The sequence below is a fragment of the Streptomyces sp. MK37H genome (assembly GCF_018035285.1).
GTDB classification, from domain to species: domain Bacteria; phylum Actinomycetota; class Actinomycetes; order Streptomycetales; family Streptomycetaceae; genus Streptomyces; species Streptomyces endocoffeicus.
Genome location: NZ_JAAAYH010000197.1, coordinates 1 through 16,251 on the forward strand (window position 1 = coordinate 1; position 16,251 = coordinate 16,251).

The following is a 16,251-nucleotide window of genomic DNA, read 5'->3' on the forward strand; positions in this document are numbered from 1 at the left end:
TGGTCTGTGGCGTCGCTGTATGAAGAAACCGGTCGCTGAAGGGATACCGGGAGATCAGTGGTGGCCGTGGCCGCTGGTGATCTCGTGGTACTCCTCGCGGGTCGGCTTCGGAATGACGTTGTCCCCGCCGTAGTAGCCCTTGGAGAGCTTCGAACGGAGCTTCTGGGAACGCTTTATCTTCCGCTTGACCCCGTTCTCGTCGACCTCCGGGCCGATCTCGTAGGGCTCGGGCTGATCGTGCTGGGTGAGCGTGTGCAGCTGCTCCTGCGCGAGCGGCTCGTGGACCTCGATGAACTCACCGTGCGGCAGCCGCTTGATGATGCCGGTCTCACGGCCGTGCAGCACCTTGTCCCTGTCGCGCCGCTGGAGGCCGAGGCAGATCCGCTTGGTGGCGATGAACGCCAGGACCGGGCCGACGAAGAAGGCGATCCGCACGAACCACGTGATCGAGTTGATCGACAGGTGGAAGTGGGTGGCCCACAGGTCGTTACCGCCACCGACCAGCATCACGAAGTACGCGGTCATCCAGGCGACACCGAAGGCCGTACGGGTCGGGGCGTTGCGCGGGCGGTCCAGGATGTGGTGCTCACGCTTGTCGCCGGTGATCCAGGACTCGATGAACGGGTAGAGCCCGATCGCGAACAGGACCAGCGGGAAGAGCACGATCGGGATGAACACGCCCAGGACGAGCGTGTGACCCCAGGCGGTGATCTCCCAGCCGGGCATCACACGGACCAGACCCTCGGCGAAGCCCATGTACCAGTCGGGCTGGGCGCCGGTGGACACCTGGTCGGGCCGGTAGGGGCCGATGGTCCAGATCGGGTTGATGGTCGCAATCGCGGAGATGACCGCGATCACACCGAAGACCAGGAAGAAGAAGCCGCCCGCCTTGGCCATGTAGACCGGCAGCAGAGGCATGCCGACGACGTTCTTCTCGGTCTTTCCGGCCCCGGGGTACTGCGTGTGCTTGTGGTAGAAGACCAGGATCAGGTGCGCCACCAGCAGGCCGAGCATGATGCCCGGCAGCAGCAGGACATGGACCGGGTAGAGCCTCGCGATGAGGTCCGTACCGGGGAACTCGCCGCCGAAGACGAACATCGAGATGTAGGTGCCGACCACCGGGATCGACAGGAACACACCCTCGATGAACCGCAGACCGGTACCGGAGAGCAGGTCGTCGGGGAGCGAGTAGCCGGTGAAGCCGGTCAGCATGCCGAGGAAGAACAGCAGGAAGCCGAACAGCCAGTTGATCTCACGCGGCTTGCGGAACGCACCGGTGAAGAACACGCGCATCATGTGCGTGAACATGCCGGCGAGGAAGACCAGCGCGGCCCAGTGGTGGATCTGCCGGATCAGCAGACCGCCACGCACCTCGAAGCTGATGTCGAGGGTCGACTGGAACGCCTCGGACATCCGCACGCCCTGCATCGGGACGTATGGGCCCTCGTAGACGACCTCGGACATGCTGGGGTGGAAGAACAGCGTCAGGTACACACCCGTGAGGATGATGATGATGAAGCTGTAGAGGCAGACCTCGCCCAGCATGAAGGACCAGTGGTCCGGGAAGATCTTGCGCATATTGGCCTTGGCCAGGCTGTAGATGCCCAGCCGGCCATCGGCCCAGTCCGCGACGCGCTCACCCGCGGGCGCTTTGCCGCGGCGCTGCGCGGCGCTGTCGCTTGTAGTACTCATCCGCGCTCCCAGTAAGCAGGACCGACGGGCTCCGAGAAGTCGCCCATGGCTTCGAGGTACCCCTGGTCGTTGGCCCTGATCCGCAGCTGCGGCAGCGCGTGACCGGCCGGACCGAAGATCACTCGGCCACCGTCGGAGAGGTCGAAGGTCGACTGGTGGCAGGGGCACAGGACGTGGTGGGTCTGCTGCTCATAGAGGTTGATCGGGCAGCCGACGTGGGTGCAGATCTTGGAGAACGCGACGATGCCCTCGTGCGACCAGTCCAGTTCGCGCTTGTCCTTGATGTTCTCCGGCTGCAGCCGGACCAGCATCAGGGCGGCCTTGGCGATCTCCGTCTGGAAGTCGTGCTGCTCCTCGCTCATGCCCTCGGGCATGGCGAAGGTGAGCGAACCGACGGCGATGTCCTCGGGGCGCAGCGGCTGCATGGTGTTGTAGTTCATCAGCCGCTTGCCCTTGGCCCACTTGGTGTGCCGGAGCTTGGTGCCCGGCAGCGGACCGAGGTCCCGCAGCAGCACGATGCCGGAGAGCGGCACCAGCGCGAGCGCGCCGAAGAGGGTGTTGCGGGCCAGCTTGCGCCGGCCGAAGCCGGACTCCTTGGCGCCGGCGGCGAAATCCTCGAGGACCTTCGACTTCACCTCGGGACTGGCCTCGATGGGGTGGCGCTCGTCGGCGATCTCCACATCGGACATCAGGGTGCGGGCCCAGTGGACCGCACCCGCGCCGATGCTGAACAGCGCGATGCCGAGCGTCAGCCCCAGCGCGAAGTTCAGCGCGCTGATGTGCCCGATCGGGAAGACGTAGATGTACCTGTCGACCGGGAGTGCCACATACGCGGCGATGAAGGCGATCGTGGCCAGCATCGAGACCGTGAAGAGCAGGGCGACGGTGCGCTCGGAGCGCCTCGCGGCCCGCTCGTCGATGTCCTGCTTGCGGTGCTCGTGCGGGGGCAGCCCCGGGTCGGCGAACGGGTCCTCGGCCGGCCTTACGGCGCTCCCGGCCCCCCGCCCTTCCGGCAGCTTGTCTTCTGCTTCTGAAATCTCGTGGCTACTCATGACTTCTTGGCCTTTGCGGTCCGGGCGGCGACCCAGATGGTGAGGACGATCATCGCGCCCATGCCGAAGACCCAGCCGAACAGACCCTCGCTCACCGGGCCGAGCCCGCCGAGCTCAAGACCACCGGGGGTCTTGCTCTTGTCGCTGTTGACCGTGTCGAGGTAGGCGATGATGTCCTGCTTGTTCTTCTCCGGCATCACGGTGTCGGGGAAGGAGGGCATGTTCTGCGGGCCGGTCTGCATGGCCTCGTAGAGATGCTTGGGGCTGACCCCGTCGAGAGCCGGCGCGAACTTGCCGTTGGTGAGGGCACCACCCTTACCGGCGAAGTTGTGGCACTGCGCGCAGTTCGTACGGAAGAGCTCCCCGCCCTTCGCGACGTCCGCGCCGTCCGGGCTGTACTCGCTCTTGGTGGGCGTCACCGGACCCGCACCGAGCGACGCGATGTAGGCCGCGAGCTGCTCGATCTCGGCGTCCGAGTAGATCTTCTTCTTCTTCGGCACCTGGGCGCCCGGCTGCTGCGCCGGCATGCGGCCGGTGCCGACCTGGAAGTCCACGGCGGCGGAGCCGACGCCGACCAGGCTCGGGCCGTCAGAGGTCCCCTGACCGCCCGTGCCATGGCAGCTGGCGCAGCCGACGGCATAGAGCTTCTTGCCCTCCTCGATGGCGAGGGACTGGGCGGAGCTGTCGTCGGCCTTCGCCTCGCTCGGCGAAAACGCGGCGTACAGCCCCCCAGTGACCGCCAGCGCGAAGAGTAGGACGACGAGCGCAGCCAGCGGATGGCGCCGTCGTGCGGAGAGCTTTTTCACGGATTACCCCGGTGTCAGGATCTTCTGCGTCGATGCTGTTAAGGACGTGGTTCCGGTGCGGTGACCGGCTTACTTGATCATGTAGATCGTGGCGAAGAGGCCGATCCAGACGACATCGACGAAGTGCCAGTAATAGGACACGACGATGGCCGCCGTCGCCTGCTGGTGGGTGAACCTCTTGGCCGCGTACGTCCTGCCCAGGACAAGCAGGAAGGCGATCAGGCCGCCCGTCACATGCATGCCGTGGAAGCCGGTGGTCAGGTAGAACACCGAGCCGTAGGGGTCAGAGGAGAGCGAAAGGCCGTCCTTCTTGACCAGCTCGGTGTATTCGAAGATCTGACCGCCGATGAAGATCGCGCCCATGATGAAGGTGATCACGAACCAGGAGCGCAGCTTCTTCACGTCGCCGCGCTCGGCGGCGAAGACGCCGAGCTGGCAGGTGAGGGAGGAGAGCACCAGGATCGTGGTGTTCGTCGCCGAGAACGGGAAGTTCAGCGAGGACGCCATTTCCTTCCAGTGCTCGGCTCCGGTCACCGATCGCAGGGTGAAGTACATCGCGAAGAGGGCCGCGAAGAACATCAGCTCGGAACTCAGCCAGATGATGGTTCCGACGCTGGTGAGGTTCGGCCGGTTGACCGACGGGTGCGCGTGCCCGGTTTCTACTGCTGTTGCTGTCGCCACGACCGACATTATGTCGGTCGCTTATCCAGCGCTCACTCCCGGGGGTCCCGTTCGGAGTGTCAAGGGCCGCGTCAAGGACATCGACCCTGCTCGTCGGGGCTGTTCCGGACAGTCCCTCGAAGGAGGGAGAGATCCGTACACCCCCTCCTCCGGACGGCTGTACGGGAGTAGCATCCGCCTCAGGAGCCCGGCAGATCACTTACTTCGTCCGGAGGTCATGATGCGGCCCACCGCAACGGTGCTGGTCTACAGCGATGACGTGAGCACCCGCGAGCAGGTGCGCCTGGCGGCCGGGCGCCGGCCCGCCGCCGATGTGCCCCCGGTGGAGTTCCTGGAGTGCGCCACCCTCCCGGCCGTTCTCTCGGCGCTGGAGGAGGGCGGCATCGACGCCTGTGTGCTGGACGGTGAGTCGGCGCCCGCGGGCGGGATGGGCATCTGCCGGCAGATCAAGGACGAGATCTTCCAGTGCCCGCCGGTGCTGCTGCTCATCGGCCGCCCGCAGGACGCCTGGCTGGCCACCTGGAGCCGCGCGGAGGCCGCGGTCACACATCCGGTGGACCCGGTGGCCCTGGCGGACGCGCTGGCCGGGCTGCTCCGCAAGCGGCTCGCCGTGGGCGCCTGACCTCACCGTCCGCACCGTCTGCTCAGACCTGGGGCCGGAGCCGGGCGGAGTCGGCGGGGGTGGCGTCGGACTGGCCGGAGGCGACGGCGCTGCCCTTGCGCCAGTCCGCCCAGGCCATGTTCCAGTCGCCGTAGCCGTTGTCGAACGTCGCCATGTCCTCTCCATTGCTGTGCACCACCTGGACGATGTCCCCGAGGCGCACGGTGTTGAAGAACCACTGGGCGTTCTCCGTGCTCATGCCCGTGCAGCCGTGGCTGACGTTGGCGTAGCCCTGCGAACCGGTGGACCAGGGCGCGGCATGGACGTATTCACCGCTCTTGGTGACCCGGGCGGCCCAGTAGACCATCAGGTCGTAGGAGCCCGCGCCGAGCCCGATGCTGGCGCCCGTCATCCGTACGGCGGATTCCTTGGCCAGGATGACCTTGACGCCGTTCCGGGTGTCGAATCCGGGCATACCGGTGGTGATCGGGATGGTCCGGATCGGCACACCGTTGCGCTTCACCGTCATCTGGTGGGTGCCGGAGTCGGTGAGGGCCTCGAGGCGGTCGCCGGTGGTCAGCCGCAGCGACTTGGCCTCGCCGCCGTAGAGCCCGCCGCCGATCCGGATGCCCTTGAGGTTGGAGTGCACCGAAATGGTGGCGTGGGCGGGCCAGTACTCCTGCGGGCGGTAGTGCAGGTTCCGGCTGTCCACCCAGTGCCAGACGCCCTCCACCGCGGGCCGTGCGTCCACCTTCAGGGCGCGCTCGATCACGGCGCGGGCCGAGGGGTCCTTGACGGGCCGGCTCAGCTTGGCCGTGATGGGCTGCCCCACCCCGTACTCCCCCGCCTTGGGGCCGAAGGTGACCTTCAGCAGCCGGTGGGCGGAGCTGGTGGTGAAGTCGACCGTACGGCGGCCCGGAGCGCCGCCTGAGTCCTCCGTGGACACCTTCAGCGTGTAGTGGGCGCCCGCGGCCAGCGGCACGGTGCTGCGCCAGCGCTTGCCGTCGTCGGTCAGCTCACCCCGGACGTAGCGGCCCGCGGCGTCGGTGGCCGTGACATCCGTGATCCGGCTGTCGTCGTCCTTGGCCGTCACTTCGAGCGGCTTGTCCGGATCGGCCTTACGGCCATCGCCGTCACCGCTGAACGAGATCTGATCGGCGGCGTCGTACGGCTTGGCGGACAGGGGGTCGGGGGATCCCCCGCATCCGCTCAGACCCGCTATCAGCGGCGCCACCAGCAGGGCGCAGGTCAGCACCGCCCGGCTTCTGAGTGATCGAGGTGTGTGGCTCATGGAGCCAACGTAAGAACGGTGTCCGGGAACGGCGCGCGGAGTGAGGCACCGGAGTGAACCGGCGGGGCCGTCCGGGCCCGCGACGCCGAGCGGGGCCCGGACACCTGGGGAGGTGTCCGGGCCCCGCTCGTATCAGCCGGTCAGGGCTACTGGTTGGCGTTCTCGCCGCGGTAGTACTCGAAGACCCAGCCGAAGAGACCGACCATGATGATCGGGGCCGAGAAGAAGAGCAGCCACCAGCCGAAGATCACGCCCAGGAAGGCCATGGCGCCGCCGACGCCGAGGGAGAGCGGCTGCCAGCTGTGCGGGGAGAAGAATCCCAGCTCGCCGGCGTCGTCCGCGACATCCGCGTCCTTGTTGTCCTGCGCACCGACATCCACCCGGCGGGCCGTGAAGGCCAGGTAGTAGCCGATCATGATGCTCAGCCCGAAGGCCAGGAAGAGCGCCGTGGTGCCGGCCGGCTCCTTCGACCACACGCCATAGACGATCGCCATGACGAGGATGAAGACGGCCAGCCAGATGAACATCCGGCCTTGGACCTTCACTTGCCGGCCTCCTTACCACCCGCGAGGGCCTTGTCATCGTCAGGCGCACTGTGGTTCTCGAGCTGGTCGAGCGCCGCGATCTCCGGGTGGTGCAGGTCGAACGCCGGGGATTCGGAGCGGATCCGCGGCAGGGTGAGGAAATTGTGCCGCGGGGGCGGGCAGGAGGTCGCCCACTCCAGCGAACGGCCGTAGCCCCAGGGGTCGTCGACCTCGACCTTCTTGCCGTACTTGGCGGTCTTCCAGACGTTGTAGAGGAACGGCAGGATCGACAGGCCCAGCAGGAAGGAGCTGATGGTCGAGATGGTGTTCAGCGTGGTGATGCCGTCGGCCGCCAGGTAGTCGGCGTACCGGCGGGGCATGCCCTCGGCGCCCAGCCAGTGCTGCACCAGGAACGTGCCGTGGAAGCCCACGAACAGCGTCCAGAAGGTGATCTTGCCGAGCCGCTCGTCCAGCATCTTGCCGGTCATCTTCGGCCACCAGAAGTGGAATCCGGCGAACATCGCGAAGACCACGGTGCCGAAGACCACGTAGTGGAAGTGGGCCACCACGAAGTACGAGTCGGAGACGTGGAAGTCCATCGGCGGCGACGCCAGGATCACACCGGTCAGACCACCGAAGGTGAAGGTGATCAGGAAGCCGACCGCCCAGAGCATCGGGGTCTCGAAGCTCAGCGACCCCTTCCACATCGTGCCGATCCAGTTGAAGAACTTGATACCGGTCGGCACCGCGATGAGGAACGTCATGAACGAGAAGAACGGCAGTAGCACTCCGCCGGTGACATACATGTGGTGGGCCCACACCGTCACCGAGAGACCGGCGATCGAAATGGTCGCGGCGATCAGGGAGATGTAACCGAACATCGGCTTCCGGGAGAAGACCGGAATGACCTCGGAAATGATGCCGAAGAACGGCAGCGCGATGATGTACACCTCTGGATGGCCGAAGAACCAGAAGAGGTGTTGCCAGAGCAACGCTCCGCCATTCGCCGCGTCGAAGACATGCGCCCCGAATTTACGGTCCGCCTCCAGGGCGAACAGCGCGGCGGCCAGCACCGGGAAGGCGAGCAGGACCAGCACAGCGGTCAGCAGCACGTTCCAGGTGAAGATCGGCATGCGGAACATCGTCATGCCCGGAGCGCGCATGCAGATGATCGTGGTGATGAAGTTGACCGCACCGAGGATCGTGCCGAAGCCGGAGAGGGCCAGACCCATGATCCACATGTCCGCGCCGATACCCGGCGAGCGGACCGCGTCCGACAGCGGGGAGTAGGCGAACCAGCCGAAGTCGGCCGCGCCCTGCGGGGTCAGGAACCCGCCCACCGCGATCAGCGAGCCGAAGAGGTACAGCCAGTACGCGAACATGTTCAGCCGCGGGAACGCCACATCGGGCGCACCGATCTGCAGCGGCATGATCCAGTTCGTGAAGCCCGCGAACAGCGGGGTGGCGAACATCAGCAGCATGATCGTGCCATGCATGGTGAACGCCTGGTTGAACTGCTCGTTCGACATGATCTGCGTACCCGGACGGGCCAGCTCGGCGCGCATGAAGAGCGCCATCAGGCCGCCGATGCAGAAGAACGCGAACGACGTGACGAGGTAGAGCGTGCCGATCGTCTTGTGGTCCGTGGTGGTCAGCCACTTGACGACGACATTGCCCGGCTGCTTCCGACGTACCGGCGTTTGCCGCTCTTGCGAGGCGGCGGTGCCGGCACCCTGGGGTTCGTTGAGGATGCTCACGATGTCCTGGTCTCCGCGTTCTTGGCGGCGTCCGTCTGCTCAATGCCCGCCGGGATGTAGCCGGTCTGGCCCTTCTTCGCCAGCTCCTTGAGGTGCTGCTGGTAACGCTCCGGCGACACGACCTTGACGTTGAAGAGCATCCGGGAGTGGTCGACGCCGCACAGCTCGGCGCACTTGCCCTTGAAGGTGCCCTCGCGGTTCGGAGTGACCTCGAAGCGGTTGGTGTGCCCCGGGATGACGTCCATCTTCATCAGGAAGGGGACCACCCAGAACGAGTGGATGACATCGCGGGACGTCAGGATGAACTGAACCGACTCGCCCTTCGGCAGCCACAGGGTCGGGCCCGGGTTGCCGGTCTGCGGGTTCCGCTCACCGGGGGTCCCCGCCTCGTAGACGCCCTCGGCGCCCTTGGGGACCGCGTTCAGCATGCGCCCCGGGATCGCGGAGATCTCCTTGGCTTCCTGCTTGGGCGTGGCGGTGGAACCGTCCACGTTCTCCATGTAGTTGAAGCCCCAGCTCCACTGGTAGCCCACCACGTTGACCACGTGGTCGGGCTTCTTGGAGGTCTTGAGGAGCGCGTTCTCATCGCGTGCGGTGAAGTAGAACAGCACCGAGACGATGATGATCGGGACCACGGTGTACAGCGCCTCGATCGGCATGTTGTACCGGGTCTGCGCGGGAACCTCGATCTTGGTCCTGCTGCGGCGGTGGAAGATGACCGCCCAGATGATCAGGCCCCAGACCAGGACGCCCGTGGCGAGCGCCGCCGCCCACGAGCCCTGCCACAGGGAGAGGATCCGCGGCGCCTCCTCCGTGACGGGGGTAGGCATTCCGAGGCGGGGGAAGTCCTTGGATGTGCAACCGGTGGCGGTCGCCAGGACCAAGCCCGCGGCCAGCGCCTGCAGCAGCTTCCGCCGCACCGGGCGCCGCGACGAGCGGTCGGAGCCGTTGGGACTCACGTAGCGCCTTCCCGAGAGTCTCGCCCGCGCGGTCGGCCGCGGCCGTCTGTCTGGTCGGTCGCCGGCCCGGTGCGGGCAGGGGTTTGGATGTTTATGCGGACCAAACCCTACTGGACGCCATTTGGGGTCGCGCGGGGAGGGTGCCCAACGCGCCGGGGCGCTCCACGAAGGGGTGGAATCCCGGGCTCCGGCGGCCTTTTCCGGCCGGGCGCGGCCCGGGTTCCGGCCCCGGTCAGGGCCCGGCTCCGGGCAGGTGCGACCCTGGCTTCCGGTGCCGGTGCGATCACGGTTCCGGTGCCGGTGCGATCACGGTTCCGGTCCCGGTGCGACCCGGCTCCGGCGCGATCCCGGTTCCGGTCCCGGTGCGATCACGGCTCGGGGGGCGGTGCGATCCCGGCTCGGGGGGCGGTGCGATCCTGGGCGGGGCCGTACCCGTCCGTTCGCCGGTCGCGGCGACTAGCGTTCCTTACGTGCCCTACTTCGACGCGGCCTCATCCGCTCCCCTGCACCCCGTCGCCCGGCAGGCGCTCCTCACCGCACTCGACGAGGGGTGGGCCGACCCCTCGCGCCTCTACCGAGAGGGGCGGCGGGCCCGGCTGCTGCTGGACGCCGCGCGGGAGGCGGCCGCCGAGGCCGTGGGGTGCCGCCCGGACGAGCTCGTCTTCACTCCTTCGGGGACCCGTGCGGTGCACGACGGCATCGCGGGGGCGCTCGCGGGGCGGCGGCGCGCCGGTCGCCATCTGATCGTCTCCGCCGTGGAGCACTCCTCGGTGCTGCACGCGGGCGCCGCGCACGAGGCGGACGGCGGTACGGTCACCGAGGTCCCGGTGGACCGTACGGGACGGGTCGCGCCGGGTGCGTACGCGGCGGCCCTGCGAGAGGCCCCGGGCGGGGTGGCGCTGGCCTGTCTGCAGTCCGCCAACCATGAGGTCGGCACGGTGCAGCCGGTGGCCGAGGCCGCCGAGGAGTGCGCGGCGGCGGACGTACCGCTGCTGGTGGACGCGGCGCAGTCGCTCGGCTGGGGCCCCACGGAGGGCAATTGGTCGCTTCTGACCGCAAGTGCCCATAAATGGGGCGGTCCTGCGGGGGTGGGGCTGCTCGCGGTGCGCAAGGGGGTGCGCTTCCGTACGGTCCAGCCCGCCGACGAGCGGGAGTCGGGCCGCTCCCCCGGGTTCGAGAACCTCCCCGCCATCGTCGCCGCGGCCGCCTCGCTGCGGGCCGTCCGGGCGGAGGCCGCCGCCGAGGCGGAGCGGCTGCGGGGGCTGGTGGAGCGGATCCGGGCGCGGGTGCCGGAGCTGGTGCCGGACGTCGAGGTGGTCGGCGATCCGGAGCGGCGGCTGCCGCATCTGGTGACCTTCTCCTGTCTCTATGTCGACGGAGAGGCGCTCCTCCATGAGCTGGACCGCGCGGAGTTCTCGGTCTCGTCCGGCTCCTCCTGCACCTCCTCCACGCTGACCCCGAGCCATGTGCTGCGGGCCATGGGAGTGCTGTCCGAGGGCAATGTCCGGGTCTCGCTCCCGCCCGGTACGGCCGAGGCGGACGTGGACCGGTTCCTGGCGGCGCTGCCGGGGGTGGTGGCGGGCGTACGGGAGCGCCTGGGCGCGCCGAAACCGGCCGAAGCCGCCGCCGACCCGGACCCTGAGCCAGAACCCGAGCCCGAGCTGGTGGTCGACTCGCTCGGCAAGCGGTGCCCGATCCCGGTGATCGAGCTGGCCAAGGTGATCGGCGAGGTGCCGGTGGGCGGTGTGGTGACGGTGCTGGCCGACGACGAGGCGGCCCGGCTGGACATCCCGGCCTGGTGCGAGATGCGCGGCCAGACCTACGAGGGGGAGCGCCCGGCCGACCGGGGCGTGGCCTACCGCGTGCGCCGACGCGCCTAGGGGGTGTCCGGCGGGTCTTGCCGCCTACGGCGGGCTGTTCCCCTCCCCGCCCCTTCCCACGCTGTGTCGCTTCAGGGCGCCGCCGATCCGCTTGGCTCCCGGCGGGACCCCAGGGGGCGATGGCCCCCTGGGCGCCCCACGGGTTCAGGGGAGGTGGGCCGCGATCTCGCCCGCCGCGTCATGGCCGTACGCCTTGGCCAAGCGCTCCATGAAGTGGCCGCGGCGCAGCTCGTACTCCTGCGTGCCGACCGTCTCGATGACCAGCGTCGCCAGCATGCAGCCCACCTGGGCGGCCCGCTCCAGCGAGAGGTTCCAGGACAGACCGGAGAGGAAGCCCGCGCGGAAGGCGTCGCCGACGCCGGTCGGGTCGGCCTTCTGCTCCTCCTCCGGGCAGCCGACGACCACGGGCTCCTCGCCCTCGCGGTCGATCCGCACGCCCTTCGCACCCAGCGTGGTGACGCGGGTGCCGACCTTGGCGAGGATCTGGTCCGCGGTCCAGCCGGTCTTGGTCTCGATCAGCGCGGCCTCGTACTCATTGGTGAAGAGGTACTCCGCGCCGCCGATCAGCAGCCGGATGTCCTCGCCTTCCATGCGGGCGAGCTGCTGGGAGGGGTCGGCGGCGAAGGCGATGCCGCGCGAGCGGCACTCCTCGGTGTGACGGACCATGGCCTCCGGGTCGTCCGCGCTGATCAGCACCAGGTCGAGGCCGCCGACGCGCTCCGCGATCGGCTGCAGCTCGATCTGGCGGGCCTCGGTCATGGCACCGGTGTAGAAGGACGCGATCTGGTTGTGGTCGGCGTCGGTGGTGCAGACGAAGCGCGCGGTGTGCTGGACCTCGGAGATCCGCACGGACGCGGTGTCCACACCGTGCCGGTCCAGCCAGGCGCGGTAGTCGGCGAAGTCCTCGCCGGCCGCGCCGACCAGGATCGGGCGCAGACCCAGCACGCCCATGCCGAAACAGATGTTGGGGCCGACTCCGCCGCGGCGGACGTCGAGGGTGTCGACCAGGAAGGAGAGGGAGACCGTATGCAGCTGATCGGCGACCAGCTGATCGGCGAAACGGCCGGGGAAGGACATCAGATGGTCGGTGGCGATGGAGCCGGTTACGGCGATACGCACTGAGTCGCTCCTGCGGGGCGGAGAGATCGGACGCTTCACGCTATCTGCTCGGCCCGGTCCATACGAACGGAAGAAACTACCCGATAGTAGGTCTTTCTTCACCGACACCCGCTGAATACGGTGCGTGGACACGGGGGACGTGTTGGCTACGCCCAAGGACCGGGAGGCATCATGCCCCAGCACCTCACCCCCGCTTTTCCCGCCACCGGGGCCATCGAGCCCGAAAATCTCGAGGAGCTGCGCGGCGACGGTGCGCGGATGGCGCCGCACTGGAAGGTCACCGTATCGGCCGCTCCCACCAGGCCCGTATCCCCGGTCACCGCCTCCCGCATCCAGGGGATCACGGTTCCCGCCACATCGGCCGATCTGCTGGCCGGCATGTCCGATTACGGCGATTGAAGGAACCGGCCGCGCCGCGGCTCCGTCTCATCGGCATCTCCTCGCGAGGGATGGGACCGTAGAACGTGAGCGGAGCCGAAGGAGCGAAACGGTGAGCACCGAGGACACCGACACCCCGCAGACCCCCGACGACGACACTTCCCGTCCGCGCCGGCGCTCGCCGCTGGCCGTCGTTTCGGTGGCGGCAGCGGTGCTGGTCGCGGGTGGTGGCGGCGCCTACTGGGCCTCCACCGCGGCGGACGGCGGCACCCGGGGTCCGGGCGCGTCGGGCGAGAACGGATCGCCGAAACCCCTCGCACTGGACGCCTACGCCTCCCCGGGCGGGGAGCGGGGCGGGAGCGAGGGCATCGCGCCCGGTGAGCCCGACCCGCACGGCGGCCGCTATGTGGTGACGGGCAAGCTGCCCGACGGGCCCCATGAGGCCCCGGTGTATCTGACCGACCCGAAGGTCACCAAGGCCGATGTGGCGCGGCTGGCGAAGGCACTGGACGTCTCCGGCAGCCCCCGCGCCGACCACGGGTACTGGAAGGTTGGCGGAGCCCCGGACGCGAGCGGCCCGACGCTGCGGGTGAGCCGGACCGGGCCGGGCAGCTGGTCCTACTCCCGCTACGGGGCACCGGGCGACACGTCCTGCGTCCACCCGGACGGGAAGAAGGCGTCCCAGAGCACCCGGACCGACAAGGGCGACGGGGCGGAGAAGGCCGACAAGACCTGCCCCTCGTACCGCGACGGCGACAAGCGCGGTGACAACGGCGCCGCCGAGGGCCGAGACAAGGCCGTGTCCGAGGAGAAGGCCCAGAGCGCCGCCGAGCCGGTACTCAAGGCGCTCGGGCTCTCGGACGCCAAGCTGGACGCGAGCGGCCTCTACGGCGCCGTGCGGATGGTGAACGCGGACCCCAAGGTGGGCGATCTGCCCACCTACGGCTGGGGGACCAATCTGCAGGTCGGCGCCGACGGCCAGCTCGTCGGCGGCAGCGGAACGCTGTCGAAGCCCAAGGAGGACGACACCTATCCGGTGCTCAGCGCGGAGCAGGCGCTCCAGCGGCTGAACTCGACGTCGGGCAAGAGCGACGGCCCCTCGGGCAAAGTGAGCGTGCGCAAGGTGACGTTCGGCCTCGCCTCGCACATGGTGGACGGCCGGCGGGCGCTGGTGCCGTCGTGGATCTTCGAGACCAAGCCGACCGGGACCAACCGGGTGGCGGTCACCCTCCCCTACCCGGCGGTGAAGCCGGAGTTCATCAAGAAGGGGAAGGAGCCGGGCCACTCCCCCTCGCCGGGCAACGGGGACAGCACCTCCAAGCCGGATCACCTCACCTCGTACAGCGTGGCCGGCAAGACCCTGACGCTGCGCTTCTGGGGCGGGGTCTGCAACACCTACTCGGTATCCGCCAAGGAGACCTCCGACAAGGTGACGCTGGACCTCGAGAGCAAGCCGAAGCATCCGGGGCGGGCCTGCATCCTCATCGCCAAGCAGCTGGAGCGGAAAGTGACGCTGAAGGAGCCGCTGGACGGCCGGAAGGTCGTGGACGGGTCCACCGGTGAGACGGTGCCGCTGCGAAAGTGAGCGAACAGCTCAGGACAGGCGGAAGGGGGCGGGCCCATGGGGCCCGCCCCCTTCCGTCGCGCTGTTTACTCCGCCGCGCCCGGGGGCTCAGCTGAAGGAGTCGCCGCAGGCGCAGGAGCCCGTGGCGTTCGGGTTGTCGATGGTGAAGCCCTGCTTCTCGATGGTGTCGACGAAGTCGATCGAGGCACCGCCCAGGTACGGGGCGCTCATGCGGTCGGTCACGACCTTCACGCCGCCGAAGTCCTTGACGACGTCGCCGTCGAGCGAGCGCTCGTCGAAGAAGAGCTGGTAGCGCAGGCCGGAGCAGCCGCCGGGCTGGACGGCGACGCGCAGCGCGAGGTCGTCGCGGCCCTCCTGCTCCAGCAGGCTCTTGACCTTCGACGCGGCGGCGTCGGACAGGATGATGCCCTCGCTCGCGGTGGTCTCGTCCTGAACGGTCATCTGCTTCTCTCCCGGGTCGTACGGACTGCTTGCCGATGGCACAAACCAACGGCGTCCCGGATTCATTCCGGGTCCAAGCGCCTATCTCCTGTTGCCCTTCATGCTCGCATACGGGCGGACACACCGGAATGCGTCACATCGACACAATGCCTCTCGTCAACGTGACGTGAAGGAGCTATGATAGATAGCGTCATTCTGACGATTAGGGTTCCCAGCGAAGAAAGAAGGGTGCGTGACGTGACCACCGCCCAACCCCTCGACGTGCAGCCGACCCCGCTCGCTCTGCTGCTTCTCGGCCGGGAGGCCGACCCCCGGAGCGAGCGCGGCGTGGAGTGCCCGGGAGACCTCCCGGCGCCCTCCGATCCGGATCTGGTGGCCCGCGCCCGGGCGGCCAAGGAGAAGCTCGGGGACAAGGTCTTCGTGCTCGGCCACCACTACCAGCGCGACGAGGTCATCGAGTTCGCTGATGTCACCGGAGACTCCTTCAAGCTCGCCCGGGACGCGGCCGCGCGGCCGGACGCCGAGTACATCGTCTTCTGCGGTGTGCACTTCATGGCCGAGTCCGCCGACATCCTCACAGGCGACGCCCAGCAGGTCATCCTCCCCGATCTGGCGGCCGGCTGCTCGATGGCCGACATGGCCACGGCCGAGCAGGTCGCCGAGTGCTGGGAGGTGCTCACCGAGGCCGGTGTGGCGGATGTGACGGTGCCCGTCTCGTACATGAACTCCTCCGCCGACATCAAGGCGTTCACCGGTCGCCACGGCGGCACGATCTGCACCTCCTCCAATGCCCAGCGGGCGCTGGAGTGGGCGTTCCAGCAGGGCCAGAAGGTGCTGTTCCTGCCCGATCAGCACCTGGGGCGCAATACGGCGGTCCGCGACATGGGCATGTCGCTGGAGGACTGCGTCGTCTACAACCCGCACAAGCCGAACGGCGGGCTCACCCCCGAGGAGCTGCGCGCCGCCACGATGATCCTGTGGCGCGGCCACTGCTCGGTGCACGGCCGCTTCTCGCTGGACTCGGTCAACGATGTGCGCGAGCGCATACCGGGTGTGAATGTGCTGGTGCACCCCGAGTGCAAGCACGAGGTCGTGGCGGCGGCGGACTACGTGGGCTCGACCGAGTACATCATCAAGGCCCTGGAGGCCGCCCCCGCCGGTTCGAAGTGGGCGATCGGCACCGAGCTGAACCTCGTACGGCGCCTGGCCAATCGTTTCGCCGACCAGGGCAAGGAGATCGTCTTCCTCGACAAGACGGTCTGCTTCTGCTCGACCATGAACCGGATCGATCTGCCGCATCTGGTGTGGGCGCTGGAGTCGCTAGTGGCCGGCAAGGTGGTCAACCGCATCCAGGTCGACAAGGAGACCGAGCACTTCGCCAAGCTGGCGCTGGAGCGGATGTTGGCGCTGCCGTAGGCAGCGTCGTCCGGCGATGGGGGCGGGGCATCGGGCCGCGGCTGCGCCCGCGCGAGCGCTACGGGGTGT

15 protein-coding genes are annotated in these 16,251 nt (G+C 68.4%); 5 read left to right on the top strand and 10 right to left on the bottom strand.

The window, feature by feature from the left end; all coding sequences use genetic code 11:
- Positions 1–54: 54 nt before the first annotated feature.
- The 4 genes from GWI24_RS25250 to GWI24_RS25265 form a co-directional block, all read right to left on the bottom strand.
- Positions 55–1,692: a cytochrome bc complex cytochrome b subunit gene (locus GWI24_RS25250; protein ID WP_210948204.1), complete on the bottom strand. Its 1,638-nt coding sequence runs from the start codon at positions 1,690–1,692 to the stop codon at positions 55–57.
- Complete coding sequence (locus GWI24_RS25255; RefSeq protein ID WP_210948205.1) at positions 1,689–2,744, bottom strand: ubiquinol-cytochrome c reductase iron-sulfur subunit; 1,056 nt, start codon at positions 2,742–2,744, stop codon at positions 1,689–1,691. Before GWI24_RS25255 ends, GWI24_RS25250 begins: the two co-directional genes overlap by 4 nt.
- Positions 2,741–3,550: a c-type cytochrome gene (locus GWI24_RS25260; protein ID WP_210948206.1), complete on the bottom strand. Its 810-nt coding sequence runs from the start codon at positions 3,548–3,550 to the stop codon at positions 2,741–2,743. The genes GWI24_RS25255 and GWI24_RS25260 overlap by 4 nt, the downstream gene beginning before the upstream one ends.
- A gap of 69 nt (positions 3,551–3,619) precedes the next feature.
- Positions 3,620–4,240 (bottom strand): heme-copper oxidase subunit III, encoded by a 621-nt coding sequence (locus tag GWI24_RS25265; protein WP_020872008.1) that lies wholly within the window; start codon positions 4,238–4,240, stop codon positions 3,620–3,622.
- Between the two features lie 211 nt (positions 4,241–4,451).
- Between GWI24_RS25265 and GWI24_RS25270 the strand changes: the two genes are divergently transcribed.
- Positions 4,452–4,853, top strand: coding sequence for a hypothetical protein (locus GWI24_RS25270; RefSeq protein WP_210948215.1), 402 nt, complete (start codon positions 4,452–4,454; stop codon positions 4,851–4,853).
- Positions 4,854–4,875: 22 nt separating this feature from the next.
- On the opposite strand, the gene GWI24_RS25275 is transcribed toward GWI24_RS25270, so the two are convergent.
- From GWI24_RS25275 to coxB, 4 genes are all read right to left on the bottom strand, one after another.
- Positions 4,876–6,123 (bottom strand): Ig-like domain-containing protein, encoded by a 1,248-nt coding sequence (locus GWI24_RS25275; protein WP_210948207.1) that lies wholly within the window; start codon positions 6,121–6,123, stop codon positions 4,876–4,878.
- A gap of 146 nt (positions 6,124–6,269) precedes the next feature.
- The gene (locus GWI24_RS25280; protein WP_210948208.1) at positions 6,270–6,668 is read right to left on the bottom strand and encodes a cytochrome c oxidase subunit 4; all 399 of its coding nucleotides are present in this window, start codon (positions 6,666–6,668) and stop codon (positions 6,270–6,272) included.
- Positions 6,665–8,404: a cytochrome c oxidase subunit I gene (gene ctaD, locus GWI24_RS25285; RefSeq protein WP_210948209.1), complete on the bottom strand. Its 1,740-nt coding sequence runs from the start codon at positions 8,402–8,404 to the stop codon at positions 6,665–6,667. The genes GWI24_RS25280 and ctaD overlap by 4 nt, the downstream gene beginning before the upstream one ends.
- The gene (coxB, locus tag GWI24_RS25290) at positions 8,401–9,363 is read right to left on the bottom strand and encodes a cytochrome c oxidase subunit II (RefSeq protein WP_044576759.1); all 963 of its coding nucleotides are present in this window, start codon (positions 9,361–9,363) and stop codon (positions 8,401–8,403) included. The genes ctaD and coxB overlap by 4 nt, the downstream gene beginning before the upstream one ends.
- 470 nt (positions 9,364–9,833) lie before the next feature.
- Between coxB and GWI24_RS25295 the strand changes: the two genes are divergently transcribed.
- Positions 9,834–11,243, top strand: coding sequence for a cysteine desulfurase/sulfurtransferase TusA family protein (locus GWI24_RS25295; protein WP_210948210.1), 1,410 nt, complete (start codon positions 9,834–9,836; stop codon positions 11,241–11,243).
- Between the two features lie 144 nt (positions 11,244–11,387).
- Here the strand turns inward: GWI24_RS25295 and GWI24_RS25300 are convergent, their stop codons facing one another.
- On the bottom strand, positions 11,388–12,362 hold the full coding sequence (locus GWI24_RS25300; RefSeq protein WP_210948211.1) for a carbohydrate kinase family protein: 975 nt from the start codon (positions 12,360–12,362) through the stop codon (positions 11,388–11,390).
- A gap of 171 nt (positions 12,363–12,533) precedes the next feature.
- On the opposite strand from GWI24_RS25300, the gene GWI24_RS25305 reads away from it, so the two are divergent.
- Positions 12,534–12,761 (top strand): hypothetical protein, encoded by a 228-nt coding sequence (locus GWI24_RS25305; RefSeq protein ID WP_210948212.1) that lies wholly within the window; start codon positions 12,534–12,536, stop codon positions 12,759–12,761.
- 91 nt (positions 12,762–12,852) lie between these two features.
- Complete coding sequence (locus tag GWI24_RS25310; RefSeq protein WP_210948213.1) at positions 12,853–14,325, top strand: hypothetical protein; 1,473 nt, start codon at positions 12,853–12,855, stop codon at positions 14,323–14,325.
- Positions 14,326–14,412: 87 nt separating this feature from the next.
- On the opposite strand, the gene GWI24_RS25315 is transcribed toward GWI24_RS25310, so the two are convergent.
- Positions 14,413–14,766: an iron-sulfur cluster assembly accessory protein gene (locus tag GWI24_RS25315; RefSeq protein ID WP_020871998.1), complete on the bottom strand. Its 354-nt coding sequence runs from the start codon at positions 14,764–14,766 to the stop codon at positions 14,413–14,415.
- A gap of 237 nt (positions 14,767–15,003) precedes the next feature.
- On the opposite strand from GWI24_RS25315, the gene nadA reads away from it, so the two are divergent.
- Positions 15,004–16,182 carry a quinolinate synthase NadA gene (gene nadA, locus GWI24_RS25320; protein ID WP_210948214.1) on the top strand — a complete coding sequence of 393 codons (1,179 nt, stop codon included), beginning with the start codon at positions 15,004–15,006 and terminating at the stop codon, positions 16,180–16,182.
- The last annotated feature ends 69 nt before the right edge of the window (positions 16,183–16,251 follow it).